Source organism: Peiella sedimenti (genome assembly GCF_030504955.1).
Lineage (GTDB): Bacteria > Pseudomonadota > Alphaproteobacteria > Caulobacterales > Caulobacteraceae > Brevundimonas > Brevundimonas sedimenti.
The window spans coordinates 50,747-68,712 of sequence record NZ_JAUKTR010000005.1 but is presented as its reverse complement, the minus strand read 5'-3'; the positions used below and the strand labels follow the sequence as shown (position 1 = coordinate 68,712).

Below are 17,966 nucleotides of genomic sequence, written 5' to 3'. Positions count from 1 at the left end.
TTCGCAAGTTTCGCGCGGCGGAAGGTCGCGCGCTGAACCGCTGGCCACCTTCACGCGTATGGAACATAGATAGAACATGGCCGCCAAGTCTCTGAAAGAAAAGCTCGCTATTCTGGCCGACGCGGCCAAGTACGACGCCTCGTGCGCCTCGTCGGGCACATCCAGGCGGGACTCCCTCGGCGGCAAGGGGATCGGCTCCACCGAGGGCATGGGCATCTGTCACGCCTACACGCCCGACGGGCGCTGCGTCTCGCTGCTGAAGATCCTGCTGACCAACTTCTGCGTCTATGACTGCGCCTACTGCGTGAACCGCGTCTCTTCGAACGTGGAGCGGGCGCGCTTCTCGGTGAAGGAGGTGGTCGATCTGACCCTGGCCTTTTACCGCCGCAACTACATCGAGGGGCTGTTCCTGTCGTCGGGCATCATCCGCTCCAGCGATTACACCATGGAGGCCCTGATCCGGGTGGCCAAGTCGCTGCGGCTGGACCACGACTTTCGCGGCTATATCCACCTGAAGCTGATCCCCGAGGCCTCGCCCGACCTGGTGACCGAGGCGGGCCTGTACGCCGATCGCCTGTCGGCCAACATCGAGCTGCCGCGTGAGGAGAGCCTGGCCTCGTTCGCGCCGGAAAAGGACGCCGGCGTCATCAAGAAGGCCATGGGCGCCGTGCGCCTCAAGCTGGATGAGCACCGCGCCGGCAGAGGGGATCGCAAGCGTCCGCCCCGCTATGCGCCCGCCGGCCAGAGCACGCAGATGATCGTGGGGGCGGACGGAGCCTCGGACGCCGAGATCGTGGGACGCAGCGCGGCGCTGTATGGCGGTTACGGCCTGAAGCGGGTGTATTATTCGGCCTTCAGTCCCATTCCCGACGCCAGTTCCCGCCTGCCGGTCAGCAAACCGCCCCTGATGCGGGAGCATCGGCTTTATCAGGCCGACTGGCTGATGCGTTTCTATGGTTTCGAGGCGGGCGAGATCTTCGAGGGCGCCGAGGACGGCATGCTCGACCTGGCGCTCGATCCGAAGCTGGCCTGGGCCCTGGCCCGCCGCGATGTTTTTCCCGTCGACGTGAACCGGGCCGAGCGGGGGGCGCTGTTGCGCGTGCCCGGACTGGGCGTGAAGAGCGTCAACCGCATCGTCTCGCTGCGGCGTTGGAAACGGCTGGGGCTGGATGATCTCAAGCGTCTTTGTCGCTCGGTCGAGAAGATCAAGCCCTTCGTGGTGGCGGACGGCTGGTCGCCCGGCGGGCTGACCGACCGCGTGGACCTTAAGGGCGTGCTGCCGCCCGAGCCCCAGCCGGTGCAGCTGTCGCTGTTCTGATGCACGTCGTTTCGTTGGCGTCCGAGACGGATTTCGACGGCTGGCGCGCAGGCGCCCGGCGTCTTCGGCTGGCCGGCGCGCCCCCGCACGAGGCGGCCTTCAGCGTCGGCGGTCAGGCTCTTTTTGATGCGCCCCTGCCTGCGGCGGAGGGTCAGGCGTTCAGCGCGCCCCGCGCCTTTCTCGATCTGGCGGAGCGGGTGATCCTGCATCGCAAGGAGGATCGTTTCGACCTGCTTTACCGGTTGCTGTGGCGGCTGAAGGACGAACCGAACCTGATGCGTCATGAGACGGACGCCGACGTGGCCGATGCGCTGGACCGCGCCAAGAACGTCAGCCGCGCCGCCCACAAGATGAAGGCCTTCGTCCGCTTCCGGCCGGTCGATGCGGCCGAGACCGCTTTTTGCGCCTGGTTCGAGCCGGCGCACCGGGTGGCGGAGCTGACCGCGCCCTTCTTCGCCCGGCGCTTTTCCACCATGGCCTTCTCGATTCTGACGCCGGACCTGTGCGCCCACTGGGACACGCAGGCGCTGAGCTTCACCCCCGGCGTGGACAGGTCCCACGCCCCCAAGGGCGATGAGATCGAGGTTTTCTGGGCCACCTACTACGCCTCGACCTTCAATCCCGCCCGGCTGAAACCCGCCATGATGCAGTCCGAGATGCCGAAGCGGTACTGGCGGAACCTGCCGGAGGCGCGGCTCATTCCAGATCTGATGGCCCAGGCCGAACAGAGGGAACGAGCCATGGTCCGCGCCGGACCCACCGAACCGGCCCGCTACGCTGAAAAGGCCCTGCGGCGCGTCCCCGCTCGGTCTGCGGATGAAGACAGGGCGCCCGGTTCGCTGGCTGACATCGCCGCCCGGCTGGACGGCTGCCGCAGATGCGACCTCTGGCGAGGCGCCACCCAGGGAGTCCCTGGCGAGGGCCCGGCCCAGGCGCGTCTGATGTTCGTCGGCGAGCAGCCGGGCGACCAGGAGGACCTGTCTGGAAAGCCCTTCGTGGGTCCGGCGGGCAAGCTGTTCGACCGGGCCCTCGCCGAGGCCGGCATCGACCGTAGCGACGTGTACGTCACCAACGCGGTCAAGCACTTCAAGTACGAGCTGCGCGGCAAGCGACGCCTGCACAAGACGCCTGACGCGGGCGAGGTACAGGCCTGCCGCTGGTGGCTGGACCACGAGCGCCGCCTGGCCCGGCCCCGCGTGATCGTCGCCCTTGGGGGGACCGCCGCGCGGGCCGTCCTGGGCAAGGCGGTCGCCGTGACCAAGGTGCGCGGACGCCCCCTCGCGCTGGAGGACGGCGCCGAAGGGCTGGTGACGGTGCACCCCTCCTACCTTCTCCGCCTGCCGGACGAGACTGCCAAGGCCGCAGCCTACAAAGCCTTTGTCGAGGATTTGCGCACGGCCGGACGGCTGGCCAGGGGAACAGCCGCCTGAGCCGAGCGTTGCCGTGCGACCACGTCGGCGCTCACCTGGGCCCGGGCCGTCTGCGCGACGGCGAAGCTCTCTGCTATGAAGGCCTTATGCAGGCTGCCGACTTCCGAATCGTCGAAGCTAAGGGCGGGGCCGTCCTGGCCCTGTCCGGCGACTGGACAGCCACGGCGCTGGGCCGCGCGCCCCGGCGGCTGGCGCGCGCCCTGCAGGGGCGAAAGCTTTCGGCCGTCGACCTGTCGGACCTGGCCGGCGTGGACACCGTAGGCCTTCTGGCGGTGTTGAGAGCCTCGGATGAGCCCCTGCCGGCAAAGGGCTGGAGCGCCCGGCCCGAGGCCAAGCGCCTCTTCGACTACGTGCGGGGACTGGAGCCGGAGAAGGGCCCGCCGCCGCCCAGGCTCGATCCCATCACCCGCTCGCTGGTGCGCATCGGCCAGGGCGTCTTCGACTTCGCCCAAGAGATGACCGGATCGATGATCTTCATCGGTCGTCTGGTCATGGCCCTGGGCGCGGCTCTGTCGCGGCCCAGGACGATCCGCTGGCCGGCCTGGTTCAGCCTGACCGAGCGGGCCGGCATGGACGCCATACCCATCGTCGCCGTGACCAACTTCTTCATCGGGGCGGTGATCGCCTTCCTGGGCGCGGACCTGCTGACGGACTTCGGCGCTTCGGTCTTCACGGTCGACCTGATCGCCATATCGGTGCTGCGCGAGTTCGCCGTGGTCATCACCGCGGTGCTGCTGGCCGGGCGCTCGGCCTCGGCCTTCGCCGCCGAGTTGGGCTCCATGAAGATGACCCAGGAAGTCGACGCCATGCAGGTCATGGGGGTTGACCCCTTCCAGGCCCTGGTCATTCCCCGGCTGATGTCCCTGCTGCTGATGTTGCCGCTGCTCACCTTCGTGGCCATGGTGGCGGGCCTGGCGGGCGGGGTGCTGGTGGCCTGGGCCAAGCTGGACCTGAGCCCGGCCTTCTTTCTCCAGCGCGTGACGGCCTATGTGCCCATCCAGCATTTCTGGGTCGGCGTCTCCAAGGCGCCGGTGTTCGCCGTGGTCATCGCCGCCATCGGTTGCCGCCAGGGCTTCGCGGTCAGGGGCGACGTGCTGTCCTTGGGCCGCCGGGTGACCGCGGCGGTGGTCCACGCCATCTTCGCCATCATCGTCATCGATGCGATCTTCGCCATGATCTATCTGGAGGCGGGCGTATGAGCGCCGCCCCCCGGATCGAGGACGCCGCCGCGGCCCCGGACGCCGACACGCCGCCGGTCGAGGTGCGCGGCCTGGTCAACCGTTTCGGAGAGCGCACCATCCACGAAAACCTCGACCTGACCGTCGAGCGCGGTGAGATTCTGGGCGTGGTGGGCGGCTCCGGTTCGGGCAAGACGGTGCTGCTCAACTCCATCCTGGGCCTGCGCCAGGCCGACGAGGGCGAGGTGCTCCTGTTCGGCCAGGACGTGCGCGGTCTGTCCGAGAGCGAGCGCGCCAAGCTTGAGCGCCGCACCGGCGTCCTGTTCCAGCAGGGGGCGCTGTTCTCGTCCCTGACCGTGCTTGAGAACGTCGGCGCGCCGCTGCTCGAGCATACCGGCCTGACGCGCGACTTCGTCGATGAGGTCGCCGCCATGAAGATCGCCATGGTCGGCCTGGGCCCGGAATCCCACCACCTGAAGCCGGCGGAGTTGTCGGGCGGGATGCGCAAGCGCGTCGGCCTGGCCCGCGCCCTGGCGCTGGACCCGGAGCTGCTGTTCCTGGACGAGCCGACGGCGGGCCTCGACCCTATCGGCGCCGCGGCCTTTGATGAGCTGATCCGCCGCCTGTCCGAGAGCCTGGGCCTGACCCTCTTCATGATCACCCACGACCTGGATACGCTTTACGCTGTCTGCGACAAGGTGGCGGTGCTGGCCGACCGGCGCGTGGTGGAGAAGGCTACGGTGCAGGAGCTTGAGGCCTCGGATCATCCCTGGATCCGTGAATACTTCCTGGGGCCGCGCGGACGAGCCGCCGCGGCCGGAGCAAGCAGATAGATGGAACGCAACGCACACTACGCGGCCGTGGGCCTGACGACGGTGATCCTCCTGGTCGCCGCCGCCATCTTCGTGGTCTGGCTCAGCGCCTTCCAGTTCAACGAGGACTATGACCTCTACGACATCGTCTTCCAGGGGCCGGTGCGCGGCCTGAATGAAGGCGCCGAGGTGCAGTTCAACGGCATCAAGGTGGGCGAGGTGACGGACCTGTCCCTCGATCCCGAGACCGGGGCCCAGGTCATCGCCCGCGTGCGCCTGGACAGCACCACGCCGGTCAAGGTGGACTCGCGCGCCCAGCTGGAGCCCCAGGGCATCACCGGGCTGAACTACATCCAGATCACCTCGGGCCAGAGCAACGTGCTGCTGAAGTCGCGCTACCCAGGCGATACGGTTCCTGTGATCCAGAGCCAGAGCAGCGCCATCACGGAACTGCTGGCCGGCTCGGGAACGCTGCTGGCCCAGGCGGTGGATGCGCTGAACCGCGTCAACCGCGTGCTGTCGGACGACAATATCCGTTCCTTCTCCACCTCCCTGAACAACATCGAGACGGTGTCCAGCGAGCTGGCGGCCCGGCGCGAGATGTTCGCCGAGGCCGAGGCGGCCCTGCGCGAGGCCACCGCCACCCTTCAGGAGTTCCGCCAGCTGGCCGCCAGCACGCGCGGTCTTGTGGAGGGCGACGGCGCCCAGGCCGTGCAGCGCATTTCCGAGGCCGCCGGCCAGGTGGAAGGCGCGGCCGCCGACGTGCGCCAGATGACGGCGCGGCTGAACGGCCCGGTGGGCGACTTCGCCTCCACCGGCCTGCCCCAGCTGACGGCGGCGATCAGCTCCCTCCAGGAGGCCACCGAGGCCCTGAACCGTTTGATCGAAGACGTGCAGGCCAGTCCCCAGGGACTGATTTCGAGGCCGCCCGGCCAGGAACGCGAGGTTGAACCGTGACGCCCCAGCTCTTCCGCCATCGCCTGGCCCTGGCCGGTGTGCTCGCCGCCGCCCTGGCCCTGCCGGGCTGCATCTCCCTGTTCGGAAAGACCGATCCCGCCCAGCTTTACAGCTTCACCGGCGCCGAGGATGAGGCCGCTGCGGCGGTTCCGGCCGGAGCCCCGGCGATCCAGCTGGGCCAGGTGTCCTTCAATCGGGCGGCGGCGTCCGATCGTATCCTGACCACCTCGGGCAGGCAGGCCGCCTATATCGCCGCCAGCCGCTGGGTGAGCCCCGCCGAGGTTCAGTTCATGCAGGGACTGAAGCGCGCCTTCGCCGAGCAGGGGGGTGTGCGGCTGGTCGACCGCCAGGAGCTGGTGGCCTCCACCCTGACGCTGACCGTCGACGTGCCTGTGTTCGAGACCCGCTATCTGGCTGGCGACGAGGCTGCGCCGACTGTGGTGGTCGAGACGCGCGGGCGGCTGCTGCGCTTCCCCGAGCGCGCGATCATCGGCGAGGACACCTTCCGGGCCGAGGTGCGGGCGTCGGACAATCGCGTCACCGCCATCGCCGAGGCCTATGCCCAGGCCGTGGATCAGGTTCAGGGCCGCATGGCTGCCTGGGCGGCGGGCGCGGCGCGCTAGCGGGCGTTGATCCGTCCGCGCAGCTCCGACATTCGCCCAGCCATACCGTCAAGCGCGCGCTCGGCGTTCCGCGCGGCGGTCAGGGCCGCCCTGCGCGCCTGTTCGTAGGCCTTCGGATCCGCCAGCAGGTCGCGCCAGCCCCGGGCGAAGCCCTCCAGCGCCTCGCGCGCCGTCTGGCACGTGGCCTCGGCGTGGCCTGTGACGTTCTGGGCGCCGCGCAGGCAGGTCAGCAGCCGCAGCGCCCGGCGGCACGCCTGATCGAAGCGGTCGCGGCGCTCGGCGGGCGCGGCCTCGCGCCAGGCCAGGGCCTCCATCAGACAGGCGCGCACCTCGTCATAGGCGTCCTCCAGACCTACCAGGCGCGCCTGCACGCCGGCGGCCTGCTCCGACAGGACGGCGGCCCCGTCGGTCAGCAGACGGCTCGCGCCCGCCAGCCGGTCCTTCAGGCCCTTCAGCCGTGCCGCGCGGCCGTTGAACAGGGCCCCCAGGCCCCGGCCCGGCTCCAGCTGAGCCGCGTCCAGCCGGTCCAGACGCTCAGCCAGGCGGCGCGCCCTGGCGCCATGGACGTTGATCGACGCGGACAGACGCCTTGCGGCCCGCTCCATGGCGGTGTCCAGCGCGCGCAGGGCCTCGCGGCCCACATCGCGCTCCGAGCCCTTCAGCCCGCTCCTGATCGCCTCTACCCGGCCTGAATCCGGCCGGGGAAGACCCCCAGCCATGGTCTGCCCCCTCACAGAGGGGAAACTATGACCCGGACTTCAGGCGCTCGGCAACGGCGCATTGCTGCGCTTACGACCCGATGCTACCCGCTCAGGGGGGCAAGCGTGTGGGGGCGCCGATGGATGTTCAACTGGATCGGCGGTTGCTTCTGGGGGGTCTGGCCGGCCTTGGCCTCGCCGGCTGTTCGACGTCTCCGGCGCGTTTGACCCCGGCGTCCAGCCTCCACCAGCGCCCGGCATTCCAACGCCCCGTTCTTGCGCCCCTGGAGACCGACCCGGGCAGGATCAGCCACATCACGGTCTGTCTTAGGCCCTTCCGCGCGCAGGGGCCGCGCATCGAAGCGGAGATGATCGGGGCCAAGCGCGTCGTGCACAACTATGGGCACGGCGGGGCCGGATGGTCCCTATCCTGGGGCTCCGCGACCCTGGCGCGCGATCTGGCGCTGGGGGGCGGCGTCCAGAACGTGGCGGTGATCGGCTGCGGCGCCCTGGGGCTGACGGCGGCCCTGACGCTCCTGCGAAGCGGGGCGCGCACGACCATCTACGCGGCCGAGCGGACGCCGTTCACTCCCTCAGCGCGGGCGACCGGCATCTGGTCGCCGGAGTCGCGCATCGCCGCCACGGACGCGATGCCGCCCGACTTCCCGGAGCGGTGGGAGGCCATGGCTCGCCGCGCGTGGGCGGTCCACCGCACCTTCGTGGGCCTCGACGGCGATCCCGTGAGGTTCGTCAACCAGTACAACCTGCGCGCGGCCGAAGGTCAGAGGGCGCGCGTCGGGCCGCCGCCGTCTCCGGGCCACGTCCCCTTCGAGCACTTCGAGGGGCGGCTCGATGATCTGGGCCCGCATAGCCGGCGGCTGTCGCCCGAAGAGCATCCGTTCCCGGTGGAGTCCGCACGCCTCCTTCCGCAGATGACTTTCAACGTCGCCGAGTATGCGCGCGAGCTGACCGAGGCCTTTCTGCTGGAGGGCGGCCATATCGTCTCACGCACGTTCCATCGCCCGTCGGAGTTGGCGGACCTGCCGGAGCCGGTCGTCGTCAACTGCACCGGATATGGCGCCCGCGCCCTCTTCGGCGATCACAGCATCGTGCCGGTGCGTGGTCAGATCGGCTGGCTGGCGCCCCAGCCGGAGGTGACCTACGGCCTCTACTACAACGGCGTCACCATGGTCCCCCGCGCGGACGGCATGGTCATCCAGGCGGTCGGCGCGGGCGAAATGGTCGGCTACGGAATCGACGACGAGACGCCGAACAGGGCCGAGACCGAAGAGGCCCTGGCCATGCTGGCGACTCTGTTCCCGGGTCAGGCCAGGCCGGACGCAACGGTGTAGGCGGCCTCGGTCTTGGCGGCGACCTCTTCGAGCGTCACCCCGTCGGCCAGTTCGATCAGCTCCAGGCCCGCGCCGTCCGGCTTGACGTCGAAGACGCACAGGTCGGTGATGATGCGGCTGACGACTCCCGTGCCGGTCAGGGGCAGAGTGCAGCGCTTCAGCACCTTGGACTGACCGTGCTTGTTGGCGTGCTCCATGACCACGACCACGCGCTTGACGCCCGCGACCAGGTCCATGGCCCCGCCCATGCCCTTCACCAGCTTGCCGGGGATCATCCAGTTGGCGATGTCGCCGTTCTCGGCCACCTCCATGGCGCCCAGGATGGACAGGTTGATGTGGCCGCCCCGGATCATGGCGAAGCTGTCGGCGCTGCTGAAATAGGCGCTCTCGGGGATCTCGGTGATCGTCTGCTTGCCGGCGTTGATCAGGTCGGGATCGACCTGGTCGTCATAGGGGAAGGGGCCCATGCCCAGCATGCCGTTCTCGCTCTGCAGCGTCACGGTCATGCCCTCGGGGATGTAGTTGGCCACCAGGGTCGGGATGCCGATGCCCAGGTTCACATAGAAGCCGTCCTGCAGCTCCTGGGCGGCGCGCTGGGCCAGCTGGTCGCGGGTGCGGGGCATCAGGCAGTCTCCTCGGCGGCGGCGGCAGGCGCGTCATCGTTGCGCATGTCGCGGACGGCGTCGCTGATGCTGTCTTCCAGCGAACAGGTGTTGAGGGTGATCAGCACCAGGAAGAAGATGATCCAGGCCAGCTTGCCGTTGATCTTCTTGAGCAGCTCGTCGCGATCGATGGGGGCGGGCTCGCTCATTACGCCGTCTCCCGCTGACGAACGGTGCGCTGCTCGATGCGCTTTTCGAAGGTTCCCACGATCAGGCGGTCCACATAGATGCCTGGCGTATGGATCTGGTCGGGGTCGAGCGAGCCGACGGGCACGATCTCTTCCACCTCGACCACCGTGACCTTGCCGGCCGTGGCCATCATCGGATTGAAGTTCCGCGCCGTCTTGCGGAACACCAGGTTGCCGCGCTCGTCGGCCTTCCAGGCCTTGACGATGGACAGGTCCGAGACGAGGCCGGTCTCCATCACATACTTGCGGCCGTCGAACTCGCGGACCTCCTTGCCCTCGGCCACCAGGGTGCCGACGCCGGTGGCGGTGAAGAAGGCCGGGATGCCCGCCCCGCCCGCGCGGATGCGCTCGGCCAGCGTGCCCTGCGGGTTGAACTCCAGCTCCAGCTCCCCGGCTAGGTACTGACGCTCGAACTCCTTGTTCTCCCCGACATAGGAGGAAACCATCTTACGGATCTGCCGGGTCTCCAGCAGTTGGCCCAGGCCAAAGCCGTCCACGCCCGCATTGTTGGAGATGACGGTCAGCCCCTTCACGCCCGAGTCGCGCAGCGCCGCGATCAGGTTCTCCGGGATGCCGCACAGGCCGAAGCCGCCGGCCATAATGGTCATGCCGTCGAAGAGCAGGCCGTCCAGGGCCTCCTTCGCGCCGGGATAGATCTTCCGCATCGCGGTCTCTTTCATCAGGTGATGAATAATGGGTCTGCCGCTCGGTGGTAGCGGTGGACGCGCCTCACGGCAAGCCGGTCAGGCGCCTGATCAGGCTCTGGCCGCGCGCTCGGCCGGCACGCCCAGAGCCTCAAGGGCCGACGCCGCGATGCCGCGCGCATCCAGGCCGGCGGTGGCGTACATGAGCTCGGGCTTGTCCTGGTCCTGGAAGCGGTCCGGCAGGGTCAGCGTCCTGATCTTTAGCCCGCCGTCCAGCACGCCGCGCGCCGCCAGCATTTGCAGGACAAAGGCGCCGAAGCCGCCCATGGCGCCCTCCTCGACAGTGACCAGAGCCTCGTGCTCGCGGGCCAGGCGCAGGATCAGCTCCTCATCCAACGGCTTGGCGAAGCGGGCGTCGGCGACCGTGGCCGAGACGCCGCGCGCGGCCAGAAGCTCGGCGGCCTTCAGGCTTTCACCCAGGCGCGTGCCCAGGGACAGGATGGCCACCGACGTGCCTTCGCGGACGATGCGGCCCTTGCCGATCTCGAGCGGCGCGGCCAGTTCGGGGATCTCGACGCCCTCGCCGTCGCCGCGCGGATAGCGGAAGGCGCTGGGCCGATCGTCGATCTCGAGCGAGGTGGCGATCATGGCGGCCAGCTCGGCCTCGTCGGCGGCGGCCATCAGCACCATGCCGGGCAGGGCGCCCATATAGCCGATGTCGAAACTGCCGGCGTGGGTGGCGCCGTCGGCGCCCACGAGGCCCGCGCGGTCCATGGCGAAGCGCACCGGAAGCGACTGGATGGCCACGTCGTGGACCACCTGGTCGTAACCACGCTGGAGAAAGGTCGAATAGATGGCGCAGACGGGCTTCAGGCCCCCGGCCGCCAGACCGGCCGCGAAGGTGACGGCGTGCTGCTCGGCGATGCCCACGTCGAAGGTGCGCTCGGGGAAGGCCTGGCCGAACAGGTCAAGGCCGGTGCCCGAAGGCATGGCGGCGGTGATGGCGACGATCTTGGGGTCGCGCTCGGCCCGCTTGATCAGCTCGGTCCCGAACACCTTGGTGTAGCTGGGGGCGTTCGACGGCGCCTTCTGCTGGGCACCCGAAATGACGTCGAACTTGACGACGCCGTGGTACTTGTCGGCGCTGTTCTCGGCCGGGCCATAGCCCTTGCCCTTCTTGGTGACCACGTGGACCAGGACCGGCCGGTCGGTGATCTGGGCGGCGTTCCTCAGGATCGGGGTCAGGGCGTCCAGGTCATGCCCGTCGACCGGACCGACATAGTAGAAGCCCAGCTCCTCGAAGAAGGTGCCGCCCGTCACCATGCCGCGCGCGTATTCCTCGGCCTTGCGCGCCGCCTGCTGCAGCGACTGGGGCAGGACGCCCGCCATGGCCTTGCCCATCTTGCGCATGGACCGGTAGGCGCCGCCCGAGACCAGCTTGGCGAGGTATGCGCTCATGCCGCCCACCGGGGGCGCGATCGACATGTCGTTGTCGTTGAGGATGACCATCAGCTGGCCATTGGTGGCCTCGGCGTTGTTCATGGCCTCGTAGGCCATGCCCGCGCTCATGGAGCCGTCGCCGATGACGGCCACGACCCTTTCGTCCGAGCCGCGCTGATCGCGCGCCACGCAGAAGCCCAGCGCCGCGCTGATGGAGGTGGAGGCGTGGGCGGCGCCGAACGGGTCGTATTCGCTCTCGGCGCGCTTGGTGAAACCGCTGAGGCCGCCGCCCTGGCGAAGGGTGCGGATGCGGTCGCGTCGCCCGGTCAGGATCTTGTGGGGATAGGCCTGGTGGCCCACGTCCCAGATCAGGATGTCCTGGGGCGTGTCCAACACGTGGTGCAGCGCCACGGTCAGCTCGATGACGCCCAGGGCTGAACCCAGGTGCCCGCCCGTCTGGCTGACGGCGTCGATGGTCTCGGCGCGCAGTTCGTCGGCGATAATCCTCAGCTCGCCGATGGTCTTGCCCTTCAGGTCGGCGGGCGAGGCGATGGCGTCGAGGTGCGGGGTCTCAGGCATGGGCTGGCGTTTTACGCGCTCTTGCCGACGCGCGCGAGGCCATTCATGCGAGGTGAGCAAGCTCCCCAGCCAGCCGGCGGGAATCCCCGCGCGTGGAGACCCAGATTAGCCCCTCGGTGACTCCGCCGATGAGGCTCGCCAGCCAGGCTTGGCCGTGGCCGAGCCGCGTGTTCACAGCGTAGGCGATGTGCGCCTCTTCTTCGGCCTGTACTTGGCTGATCGCATGAAGGAGCTCGGGATCGCGACCCCTGGCCCACCTGCATTGGTCGGTCAGATGGCCATGGACGGTTCGCTCCACCGCTTCTGTGCAGGCGAGGATCGCCTCGCGTCCGAGCAACCCGGTGACTAGGCCGAGAAGAGCGCCGCCGCCCGCCCAGATCCACATGAGGCGGCAGGGCTTGGCCTCGCGGGCGGGCATGAGGGACCTGAACCGCGCCTTGTGAGCCTGCTCGTGATCCAGCGCCTCCTTCAGGAACGGTATGAGGTCCGGCGCACGCCACCGCGCCACGGCGATTTGCGTGCTGTAGATAAAGATCGCGCCGTGTTCGCCGCCGTGATTGACCCTCAGAATCCGCGCCGCGATCGAGGTGTTGACCGTCATCTCAGGCGCGTCTTTGCAGCATGAAATCCGCCACCCGGCGCAGCATTTCGGCGTCGGGGCCGAACACGTCGAGGTGAGCCTTGGACTGTTGGGTCAGGTGATCCAGCCGCTGACGCGCGGCGTCCACGCCCAGAAGGGTGACGAAGTTGGCCTTGCCGCGCCTGGCGTCCTTGCGCGCGGCCTTGCCCAGCGCCTTGGGATCGCCCTCGGCGTCCAGCAGGTCGTCCATGATCTGGTAGGCCAGGCCCAGGTCCTGGGCGAACATCATCAGGGCCTGACGCGCGCGCTCCTCGGGCCGGGCGATGATGATCGGAATCTCGAAGGCGCAGGCGATCAGGGCGCCGGTCTTCAGACGCTGCATGCGCGCCACGCCGCCCAGGTCGTCGCGCACCCCCATCAGATCGATCATCTGGCCGCCGCACATGCCGCGGGCGCCGGCGGCCATGGCCATCCGCAGCACCAGTTCCGAGCGCACCTCGGCGCTGCGATGCGTGTCCGGGTCGGCCAGGATCTCGAAGGCGGCCGCCTGCAGGGCGTCGCCCGCCAGTATGGCCGTGGCCTCGTCATAGGCCTTGTGCACCGCCGGTCGGCCGCGACGCGTGTCGTCGTCGTCCATGGCCGGCAGATCGTCGTGGATCAGGCTGTAGGCGTGCAGGCATTCCAGCGCGCAGGCCGCGCGCAACACCGCCTGTTCCTCGGCGTCGAACAGCTTGGCGGTCTCAAGGGCGAAGAAGGGGCGCAGGCGCTTGCCGGGCCCCAGCGCCGCATAGCGCATGGCCTCGGTAAGTCGGGTCTCCGGGCCGTCGGCGCGCGGCAACAGCTCGTCCAGCGCCACGGTCACCAGGTCGGCCGCCGCGTCGAGCGCCTTCCTCACATCGGGCGAGGAAGAGGGCATCAGAACAGCCGCCCGCCGTCGGGGCAGTCGCGGTCCACCGTGACCAGCACCACCTTGCCGTGGGCGTCCGGGAAACCCAGGGTCAGCACCTCGGACATGAAGGGGCCGATCTGGCGCGGCGGAAAGTTCACCACACAGGCCACCGGCCGGCCCGGCAGCTGCTCCAGCGTGTAGTGCTCGGTGATCTGGGCCGACGAGCGCTTCACGCCGATCTCGGGGCCCAGATCGATGGTCAGCTTGAAGGCGGGCTTGCGCGCCTCGGGAAAGGCCTCGGCCCGGACCACCGTGCCCTTGCGCACATCGACCTTGAGGAAGTCGTCAAAGCTGATCTGTGCGGCGGCCGGGCCGCTCACGAGAAGTCGGCGGGCTCGGCGCCCGCGGCCTTTCCGTCCGGCCCCACCATGATCTTCTCGACACGCAGGCGCGCCTCGTTCAGCCGCTGCTCGCAATGGGCCTTCAGCGCCGCCCCGCGCGTATAGATCTCGACCGAGCGCTCCAGCGGCGCCTGGCCGGACTCCAGCTCCGCGACGATGCGCTCCAGCTGGGCCAGGGCTTCCTCGAAGGAGAGGGCCGATACATCCTGCGTGTCAGACATGGCGCGAACCTAGCGGCGGCCCCGCGTGGCCGCAATCACCGCTTCTCGAACCGGCGCGCCGACCAGTACTTAAAGCCTTCGTTCAGGGTCACGCGCCAGCCGCGCTTCTTCAGCTCCTGACCGATCATGGCGTTGAAGAAGCCGTGCGCCAGCAGCAGCACGTCGCCGCCCTTGGCCCTGTCGATCAGGATGTCGGCGGCGGCCCTGGCCCGCGCCTCGGCCTCGTGGCGGCGCTCCTGGCCTTCGTGGTGATCGAAGAACCACCACCAGAAGCGGGCCACCCCGCCCCAGTTCCTGGGCGACAGACGAATCCAGTCGGGAAAGCGCGGCGGCGGCAGGGGCGCCTCGATGAACAGGGCGTCGGTGTCGAAGGCGCGCTCTCCCAGCAGCGCCCGGGCCGTCTCCAGGGCGCGGGGGCGCACCGAGGCCAGCACCGCGGCGCAGCCGTTGGCGGTGGATTTCAGGTGATCGGGCGGAACCTGGCCGGGCAGCAGCCCGCCCTCCTCGTAGCGGTCCCACCAGGCGCGATACTCGGCCGAGGTCAGCTTGCAGCGGCGCGACAGGGCGGGCTCGCCATGCCGGGCCAGGATGATGGCGCCGGGGCGGGCTGGAACCTGTGCGGCGGCGTCGTGTGTGCCGCGTCCCTCCATCAAGCCTCCAACGCCCCCACATGCGCGGCGGCCGAACGGCCCAGCGCTTCAAGGTCGTAGCCGCCCTCCAGAGTCGAGACAACCCGGCCCCGCGCTGTCCCTTGCGAAGCTTCGACGACCGCGCGGGTCGCCCAGGCGAAGTCTTCGGCCTCCAGCGACTGGTGCGCCAGCGGGTCACGGCGATGCGCGTCGAAGCCCGCCGAGATCAGGATCAGATCGGGCTGGAAAGCGTCCATGCGCTGGACAAGGCCGACGAAGGCGCCGCGCCAGGCCTCGCGCGCGGCGTGGGGCGGCACCGGCGCGTTGACGATGTTGCCGACGCCCGTCTCATCCGCGCGCCCCGTCCCTGGATAGAGCGGATGCTGGTGGATCGAGCCCAGCCACAGGTTCGGATCGGCCTCGAAGGCGGCCTGGGTGCCGTTGCCGTGATGCACGTCGAAATCGACCACCGCCACGCGTTTCAGGCCCAGCGTCTGGGCCTTGCGGGCCGCTACGGCCACGTTCGAGAACAGACAGAAGCCCATGGGCCGGTCCGGCTCGGCATGGTGGCCCGGCGGCCGCACGGCGCAGAAGGCCCGGATCAGTTCGCCCGCCGCCACCGCTTCGACGGCCTGCCCCACGGCGCCGGCCGCCAGCCGCGCGGCGCGCACGCTGCCCGGCGACAGGGCCGTGTCGGGGTCCAGCTGCACGCGGCCCTCGGCCGGACTGGCGGCGATGATGCGCTCGACCAGGGCGCGCGGATGCACCCGCTCCAGGTCCTGGACCGACGCCTCCTCCGCCGCGCGGCGATCGCCGGCGAGCCCCGCATCCTCCAGCCCCGCCAGCACGGCGGCCAGCCGTCCGGCGTGCTCCGGATGACCGGCGCCGGGGTCGTGGTTCAGCATGTCGGGGTGGGTGAAGACGGGCACGCTCATGCCGCCAGTCTAGCCGGGTCCGTCACCCCGCGCTAAGGCCGTGTGCATGACGATCCTCCGCCCCGCCACGCCGGACGACGCGCCCCAGCTGGCGGCGCTGGGCAAGCGCACCTTCGTCCAGACCTTCGTCGAGGGCTTCGGGATTCCTTATCCGCCGGAGGATCTGGCCGCCTATCTGGCCACGGCCTTCGAGCCGGGGCCGGTGCTTGAGACCCTGCTCGATCCGAAGGAGATGTGGTGGGCGGCGGAGGATCAGGGCCGCATCCTGGCCTTCGCCCATGTGGGGTCCGCGCGCCTGCCGCACCCGGACCTGACGCCCGAGCACAGCGAGCTGAAGCGCCTCTATGTGGATCGCGACGCCCAGGGGCTGGGGCTGGGCCGGGCGCTGCTGGAAACCGCGCTGGAATGGATGGACGCCCACACCACGGGGCCGGAGTGGATCGGGGTCTGGAGCGGCAACCTCAAGGCCCAGCGCCTCTACGCCCACTACGGCTTCGAGAAGGCGGGCGAGTACGACTATCCCGTCGGCCGCTGGCTGGACCACGAGTTCATCCTGCGGCGGGGATAGAGGGGGGCGCCGCCCCCCAGGGACGCCTGGCGCCTGGCCGGCCCTTCAGGCGGACGTCAGCCCAGCGCCTTCATCAGCCCAAAGCTTTCATGAGTTCAGGCACGGCGGTCTTGTAGTCGGCGACCCAGCCGTAGTCCGCCACCTGGAAGATGGGGGCGTCGGCGTCCTTGTTGATGGCCACGATGACCTTGGAGTCCTTCATGCCCGCCAGGTGCTGGATGGCGCCCGAGATGCCGATGGCGATGTACAGCTGCGGCGCCACCACCTTGCCGGTCTGGCCCACCTGATAGTCGTTGGGAGCGTAGCCCGCATCGACCGCGGCGCGCGAAGCGCCCACGGCGGCGCCCAGCCTGTCGGCCAGGGGCTCGATGACGGCCTTGAACTCCTCGGCCGAGCCCATGGCCCGCCCGCCCGAAACGACGATCTTGGCCGCGCCCAGCTCGGGCCGGTCGGACTTGACCATCTCTTCGGAGACGAAGGTCGTCTTGGGCGCATCGGCGCCCGCGATGCTTTCGACGGTGGCTGAGCCGCCCGTCCCCGCCGCCTTGAAGGTGGTCGGCCGCACGGTGATGACCTTCTTGGCCTCGTTCGACTGCACCGTCTCCAGGGCGTTGCCCGCATAGATGGGACGCACAAAGGTGGAGGCGTCCACCACCTCGACCACGTCGGTCAGGGGCGCTGTGTCCAGCCTGGCCGCGATGCGCGGGGCGAAGTTCTTGCCCGCCGAGGTGGCCGGGGTCAGGACGGCGTCGTAACCGTCCATGAGCGGCAGGACCACGGCCTCGACGGCCTCGGCGATCATCTTGTCCAGCCCGGCGCTCTCGGCGGTCAGCACCTTGCGCACGCCTTCGATGCCGGCGGCTTCCTTGGCGGCGGCGGCGCAGTTCTGGCCCAGCACCAGCACGTCGATGTCGCCCGACAGGGCGCGCGCGGCCGTGACCGTCTTGTGGGTGGTGTCGCGCAGGTGCGCGTTGTCGTGATCGGCGATGACGAGAACGGCCATATCAGAGCACTCCCGCTTCGTTGCGCAGCTTGGCGACCAGGTCGGCCGCGTTGTCGACCTTGACGCCCGCCTGACGCTTGGGCGGCTCGGTCACCTTCAGCACCTTCAGGCGCGGCGCGGTATCGACGCCGTAGTCGGCGACCGCCTTCATGGCGATCTCCTTCTTCTTGGCCTTCATGATGTTGGGAAGCGACGCATAGCGCGGCGTGTTCAGGCGCAGGTCCGTCGTCACCACGGCGGGGAGCGACACCTTCAGCGTCTGCAGGCCGCCGTCGATCTCGCGCGTCACCTCGGCGCTGTCGCCCGCGACGACCAGCTTCGAGGCGAAGGTGGCCTGGGGCCAGCCCAGCAGGGCCGCCAGCATCTGGCCCACGGCGTTGTTGTCGCCGTCGATGGCCTGCTTGCCCATGAGGACCAGATTGGGCTGCTCTTCTTCGACCACCTTCTGCAGCACCTTGGCCACGGCCAGGGGCTCAAGGTCGCTGTCCGACTGGATCAGCACGCCCCGGTCCGCGCCCATGGCCAGGGCGGTGCGGATGGTCTCCTGCGCCTGGGCCGGGCCGATCGAGACGACGACGATTTCGGTGGCCGTGCCGGCGGCGTGATGCTCCTTGCCCTCGACCAGACGCACGGCCTCCTCGACGGCGATCTCGTCGAAGGGGTTCATGCTCATCTTGACGTTGGCCAGGTCGACGCCCGACTGGTCGGGCTTCACCCGCGCCTTGACGTTGTAGTCGATCACCCGTTTGACCGGGACCAGCACCTTCATCGGCGGGCTCCTTGGACATCACGCAAAGTGGGAAATTCGCGGCGACCTTTGGCGTCCGCGCGCGGCCCTGTCAACGTAACGCGGGGGAAG

21 protein-coding genes are annotated in these 17,966 nt (G+C 69.4%); 8 read left to right on the top strand and 13 right to left on the bottom strand.

What is annotated here, in order from left to right:
* The first annotated feature begins 76 nt into the window (after positions 1 to 76).
* From Q0812_RS11605 to Q0812_RS11580, 6 genes are all read left to right on the top strand, one after another.
* Entirely contained in the window at positions 77 to 1,318 is a 1,242-nt protein-coding gene (locus Q0812_RS11605; protein ID WP_302110503.1) for a putative DNA modification/repair radical SAM protein, read from the top strand.
* Positions 1,318 to 2,748, top strand: coding sequence for a UdgX family uracil-DNA binding protein (locus tag Q0812_RS11600; protein ID WP_302110502.1), 1,431 nt, complete (start codon positions 1,318 to 1,320; stop codon positions 2,746 to 2,748). Before Q0812_RS11605 ends, Q0812_RS11600 begins: the two co-directional genes overlap by 1 nt.
* Before the next feature lie 86 nt (positions 2,749 to 2,834).
* Positions 2,835 to 3,947 (top strand): ABC transporter permease, encoded by a 1,113-nt coding sequence (locus tag Q0812_RS11595; protein ID WP_302110501.1) that lies wholly within the window; start codon positions 2,835 to 2,837, stop codon positions 3,945 to 3,947.
* Positions 3,944 to 4,759 carry an ABC transporter ATP-binding protein gene (locus tag Q0812_RS11590; protein WP_302110500.1) on the top strand — a complete coding sequence of 272 codons (816 nt, stop codon included), beginning with the start codon at positions 3,944 to 3,946 and terminating at the stop codon, positions 4,757 to 4,759. The genes Q0812_RS11595 and Q0812_RS11590 overlap by 4 nt, the downstream gene beginning before the upstream one ends.
* Positions 4,760 to 5,695, top strand: coding sequence for an MlaD family protein (locus Q0812_RS11585; protein ID WP_302110499.1), 936 nt, complete (start codon positions 4,760 to 4,762; stop codon positions 5,693 to 5,695).
* Positions 5,692 to 6,318 carry an ABC-type transport auxiliary lipoprotein family protein gene (locus tag Q0812_RS11580; RefSeq protein WP_302110498.1) on the top strand — a complete coding sequence of 209 codons (627 nt, stop codon included), beginning with the start codon at positions 5,692 to 5,694 and terminating at the stop codon, positions 6,316 to 6,318. The genes Q0812_RS11585 and Q0812_RS11580 overlap by 4 nt, the downstream gene beginning before the upstream one ends.
* On the opposite strand, the gene Q0812_RS11575 is transcribed toward Q0812_RS11580, so the two are convergent.
* Positions 6,315 to 7,037, bottom strand: a complete 723-nt coding sequence (locus Q0812_RS11575; RefSeq protein ID WP_302110497.1) for an FUSC family protein — start codon at positions 7,035 to 7,037, stop codon at positions 6,315 to 6,317. The genes Q0812_RS11580 and Q0812_RS11575 overlap by 4 nt on opposite strands.
* A gap of 347 nt (positions 7,038 to 7,384) precedes the next feature.
* On the opposite strand from Q0812_RS11575, the gene Q0812_RS11570 reads away from it, so the two are divergent.
* Positions 7,385 to 8,368, top strand: coding sequence for an FAD-dependent oxidoreductase (locus Q0812_RS11570; RefSeq protein ID WP_302110496.1), 984 nt, complete (start codon positions 7,385 to 7,387; stop codon positions 8,366 to 8,368).
* Here the strand turns inward: Q0812_RS11570 and Q0812_RS11565 are convergent.
* From Q0812_RS11565 to Q0812_RS11520, 10 genes are all read right to left on the bottom strand, one after another.
* Positions 8,341 to 8,991 (bottom strand): 3-oxoacid CoA-transferase subunit B, encoded by a 651-nt coding sequence (locus Q0812_RS11565; RefSeq protein WP_302110495.1) that lies wholly within the window; start codon positions 8,989 to 8,991, stop codon positions 8,341 to 8,343. The two genes, Q0812_RS11570 and Q0812_RS11565, sit on opposite strands and share 28 nt — an antisense overlap.
* Positions 8,991 to 9,179 (bottom strand): hypothetical protein, encoded by a 189-nt coding sequence (locus Q0812_RS11560; protein WP_302110494.1) that lies wholly within the window; start codon positions 9,177 to 9,179, stop codon positions 8,991 to 8,993. The genes Q0812_RS11565 and Q0812_RS11560 overlap by 1 nt, the downstream gene beginning before the upstream one ends.
* Positions 9,179 to 9,883 (bottom strand): CoA transferase subunit A, encoded by a 705-nt coding sequence (locus Q0812_RS11555; RefSeq protein WP_302110653.1) that lies wholly within the window; start codon positions 9,881 to 9,883, stop codon positions 9,179 to 9,181. The genes Q0812_RS11560 and Q0812_RS11555 overlap by 1 nt, the downstream gene beginning before the upstream one ends.
* Positions 9,884 to 9,973: 90 nt before the next feature.
* Entirely contained in the window at positions 9,974 to 11,881 is a 1,908-nt protein-coding gene (gene dxs / locus Q0812_RS11550; RefSeq protein ID WP_302110493.1) for a 1-deoxy-D-xylulose-5-phosphate synthase, read from the bottom strand.
* Between the two features lie 43 nt (positions 11,882 to 11,924).
* Positions 11,925 to 12,482 carry a demethoxyubiquinone hydroxylase family protein gene (locus Q0812_RS11545; RefSeq protein ID WP_302110492.1) on the bottom strand — a complete coding sequence of 186 codons (558 nt, stop codon included), beginning with the start codon at positions 12,480 to 12,482 and terminating at the stop codon, positions 11,925 to 11,927.
* Between the two features lies 1 nt (position 12,483).
* Positions 12,484 to 13,377 (bottom strand): polyprenyl synthetase family protein, encoded by an 894-nt coding sequence (locus tag Q0812_RS11540; protein WP_302110491.1) that lies wholly within the window; start codon positions 13,375 to 13,377, stop codon positions 12,484 to 12,486.
* Positions 13,377 to 13,730, bottom strand: a complete 354-nt coding sequence (locus Q0812_RS11535; RefSeq protein ID WP_302110490.1) for a tRNA-binding protein — start codon at positions 13,728 to 13,730, stop codon at positions 13,377 to 13,379. The genes Q0812_RS11540 and Q0812_RS11535 overlap by 1 nt, the downstream gene beginning before the upstream one ends.
* Positions 13,727 to 13,972, bottom strand: a complete 246-nt coding sequence (locus Q0812_RS11530) for an exodeoxyribonuclease VII small subunit (RefSeq protein ID WP_302110489.1) — start codon at positions 13,970 to 13,972, stop codon at positions 13,727 to 13,729. Before Q0812_RS11530 ends, Q0812_RS11535 begins: the two co-directional genes overlap by 4 nt.
* 35 nt (positions 13,973 to 14,007) lie before the next feature.
* The gene (locus Q0812_RS11525; RefSeq protein ID WP_302110488.1) at positions 14,008 to 14,622 is read right to left on the bottom strand and encodes a histidine phosphatase family protein; all 615 of its coding nucleotides are present in this window, start codon (positions 14,620 to 14,622) and stop codon (positions 14,008 to 14,010) included.
* Positions 14,622 to 15,536: a histone deacetylase family protein gene (locus Q0812_RS11520; protein ID WP_302110487.1), complete on the bottom strand. Its 915-nt coding sequence runs from the start codon at positions 15,534 to 15,536 to the stop codon at positions 14,622 to 14,624. Before Q0812_RS11520 ends, Q0812_RS11525 begins: the two co-directional genes overlap by 1 nt.
* A 46-nt stretch (positions 15,537 to 15,582) precedes the next feature.
* Here Q0812_RS11520 and Q0812_RS11515 point away from each other — a divergent pair, with 46 nt between their 5' ends.
* Entirely contained in the window at positions 15,583 to 16,104 is a 522-nt protein-coding gene (locus Q0812_RS11515) for a GNAT family N-acetyltransferase (protein WP_302110486.1), read from the top strand.
* Positions 16,105 to 16,177: 73 nt separating this feature from the next.
* Here the strand turns inward: Q0812_RS11515 and Q0812_RS11510 are convergent, their stop codons facing one another.
* Positions 16,178 to 17,107, bottom strand: coding sequence for an electron transfer flavoprotein subunit alpha/FixB family protein (locus tag Q0812_RS11510; protein ID WP_302110485.1), 930 nt, complete (start codon positions 17,105 to 17,107; stop codon positions 16,178 to 16,180).
* A 1-nt stretch (position 17,108) separates the two neighbouring features.
* Complete coding sequence (locus tag Q0812_RS11505; RefSeq protein ID WP_302110484.1) at positions 17,109 to 17,876, bottom strand: electron transfer flavoprotein subunit beta/FixA family protein; 768 nt, start codon at positions 17,874 to 17,876, stop codon at positions 17,109 to 17,111.
* Positions 17,877 to 17,966: the final 90 nt, after the last annotated feature.

Coding starts and splice junctions, on each gene's coding strand:
- Q0812_RS11605 (WP_302110503.1), top strand. CDS start 77: ATGGCCGCCAAGTCTCTGAAAGAAAAGCTCGCTATTCTGGCCGACGCG.
- Q0812_RS11600 (WP_302110502.1), top strand. CDS start 1,318: ATGCACGTCGTTTCGTTGGCGTCCGAGACGGATTTCGACGGCTGGCGC.
- Q0812_RS11595 (WP_302110501.1), top strand. CDS start 2,835: ATGCAGGCTGCCGACTTCCGAATCGTCGAAGCTAAGGGCGGGGCCGTC.
- Q0812_RS11590 (WP_302110500.1), top strand. CDS start 3,944: ATGAGCGCCGCCCCCCGGATCGAGGACGCCGCCGCGGCCCCGGACGCC.
- Q0812_RS11585 (WP_302110499.1), top strand. CDS start 4,760: ATGGAACGCAACGCACACTACGCGGCCGTGGGCCTGACGACGGTGATC.
- Q0812_RS11575 (WP_302110497.1), bottom strand. CDS start 7,037: ATGGCTGGGGGTCTTCCCCGGCCGGATTCAGGCCGGGTAGAGGCGATC.
- Q0812_RS11570 (WP_302110496.1), top strand. CDS start 7,385: ATGATCGGGGCCAAGCGCGTCGTGCACAACTATGGGCACGGCGGGGCC.
- Q0812_RS11565 (WP_302110495.1), bottom strand. CDS start 8,991: ATGCCCCGCACCCGCGACCAGCTGGCCCAGCGCGCCGCCCAGGAGCTG.
- Q0812_RS11560 (WP_302110494.1), bottom strand. CDS start 9,179: ATGAGCGAGCCCGCCCCCATCGATCGCGACGAGCTGCTCAAGAAGATC.
- Q0812_RS11555 (WP_302110653.1), bottom strand. CDS start 9,883: ATGCGGAAGATCTATCCCGGCGCGAAGGAGGCCCTGGACGGCCTGCTC.
- dxs (WP_302110493.1), bottom strand. CDS start 11,881: ATGCCTGAGACCCCGCACCTCGACGCCATCGCCTCGCCCGCCGACCTG.
- Q0812_RS11545 (WP_302110492.1), bottom strand. CDS start 12,482: ATGACGGTCAACACCTCGATCGCGGCGCGGATTCTGAGGGTCAATCAC.
- Q0812_RS11540 (WP_302110491.1), bottom strand. CDS start 13,377: ATGCCCTCTTCCTCGCCCGATGTGAGGAAGGCGCTCGACGCGGCGGCC.
- Q0812_RS11530 (WP_302110489.1), bottom strand. CDS start 13,972: ATGTCTGACACGCAGGATGTATCGGCCCTCTCCTTCGAGGAAGCCCTG.
- Q0812_RS11525 (WP_302110488.1), bottom strand. CDS start 14,622: ATGGAGGGACGCGGCACACACGACGCCGCCGCACAGGTTCCAGCCCGC.
- Q0812_RS11520 (WP_302110487.1), bottom strand. CDS start 15,536: ATGAGCGTGCCCGTCTTCACCCACCCCGACATGCTGAACCACGACCCC.
- Q0812_RS11515 (WP_302110486.1), top strand. CDS start 15,583: ATGACGATCCTCCGCCCCGCCACGCCGGACGACGCGCCCCAGCTGGCG.
- Q0812_RS11510 (WP_302110485.1), bottom strand. CDS start 17,107: ATGGCCGTTCTCGTCATCGCCGATCACGACAACGCGCACCTGCGCGAC.
- Q0812_RS11505 (WP_302110484.1), bottom strand. CDS start 17,876: ATGAAGGTGCTGGTCCCGGTCAAACGGGTGATCGACTACAACGTCAAG.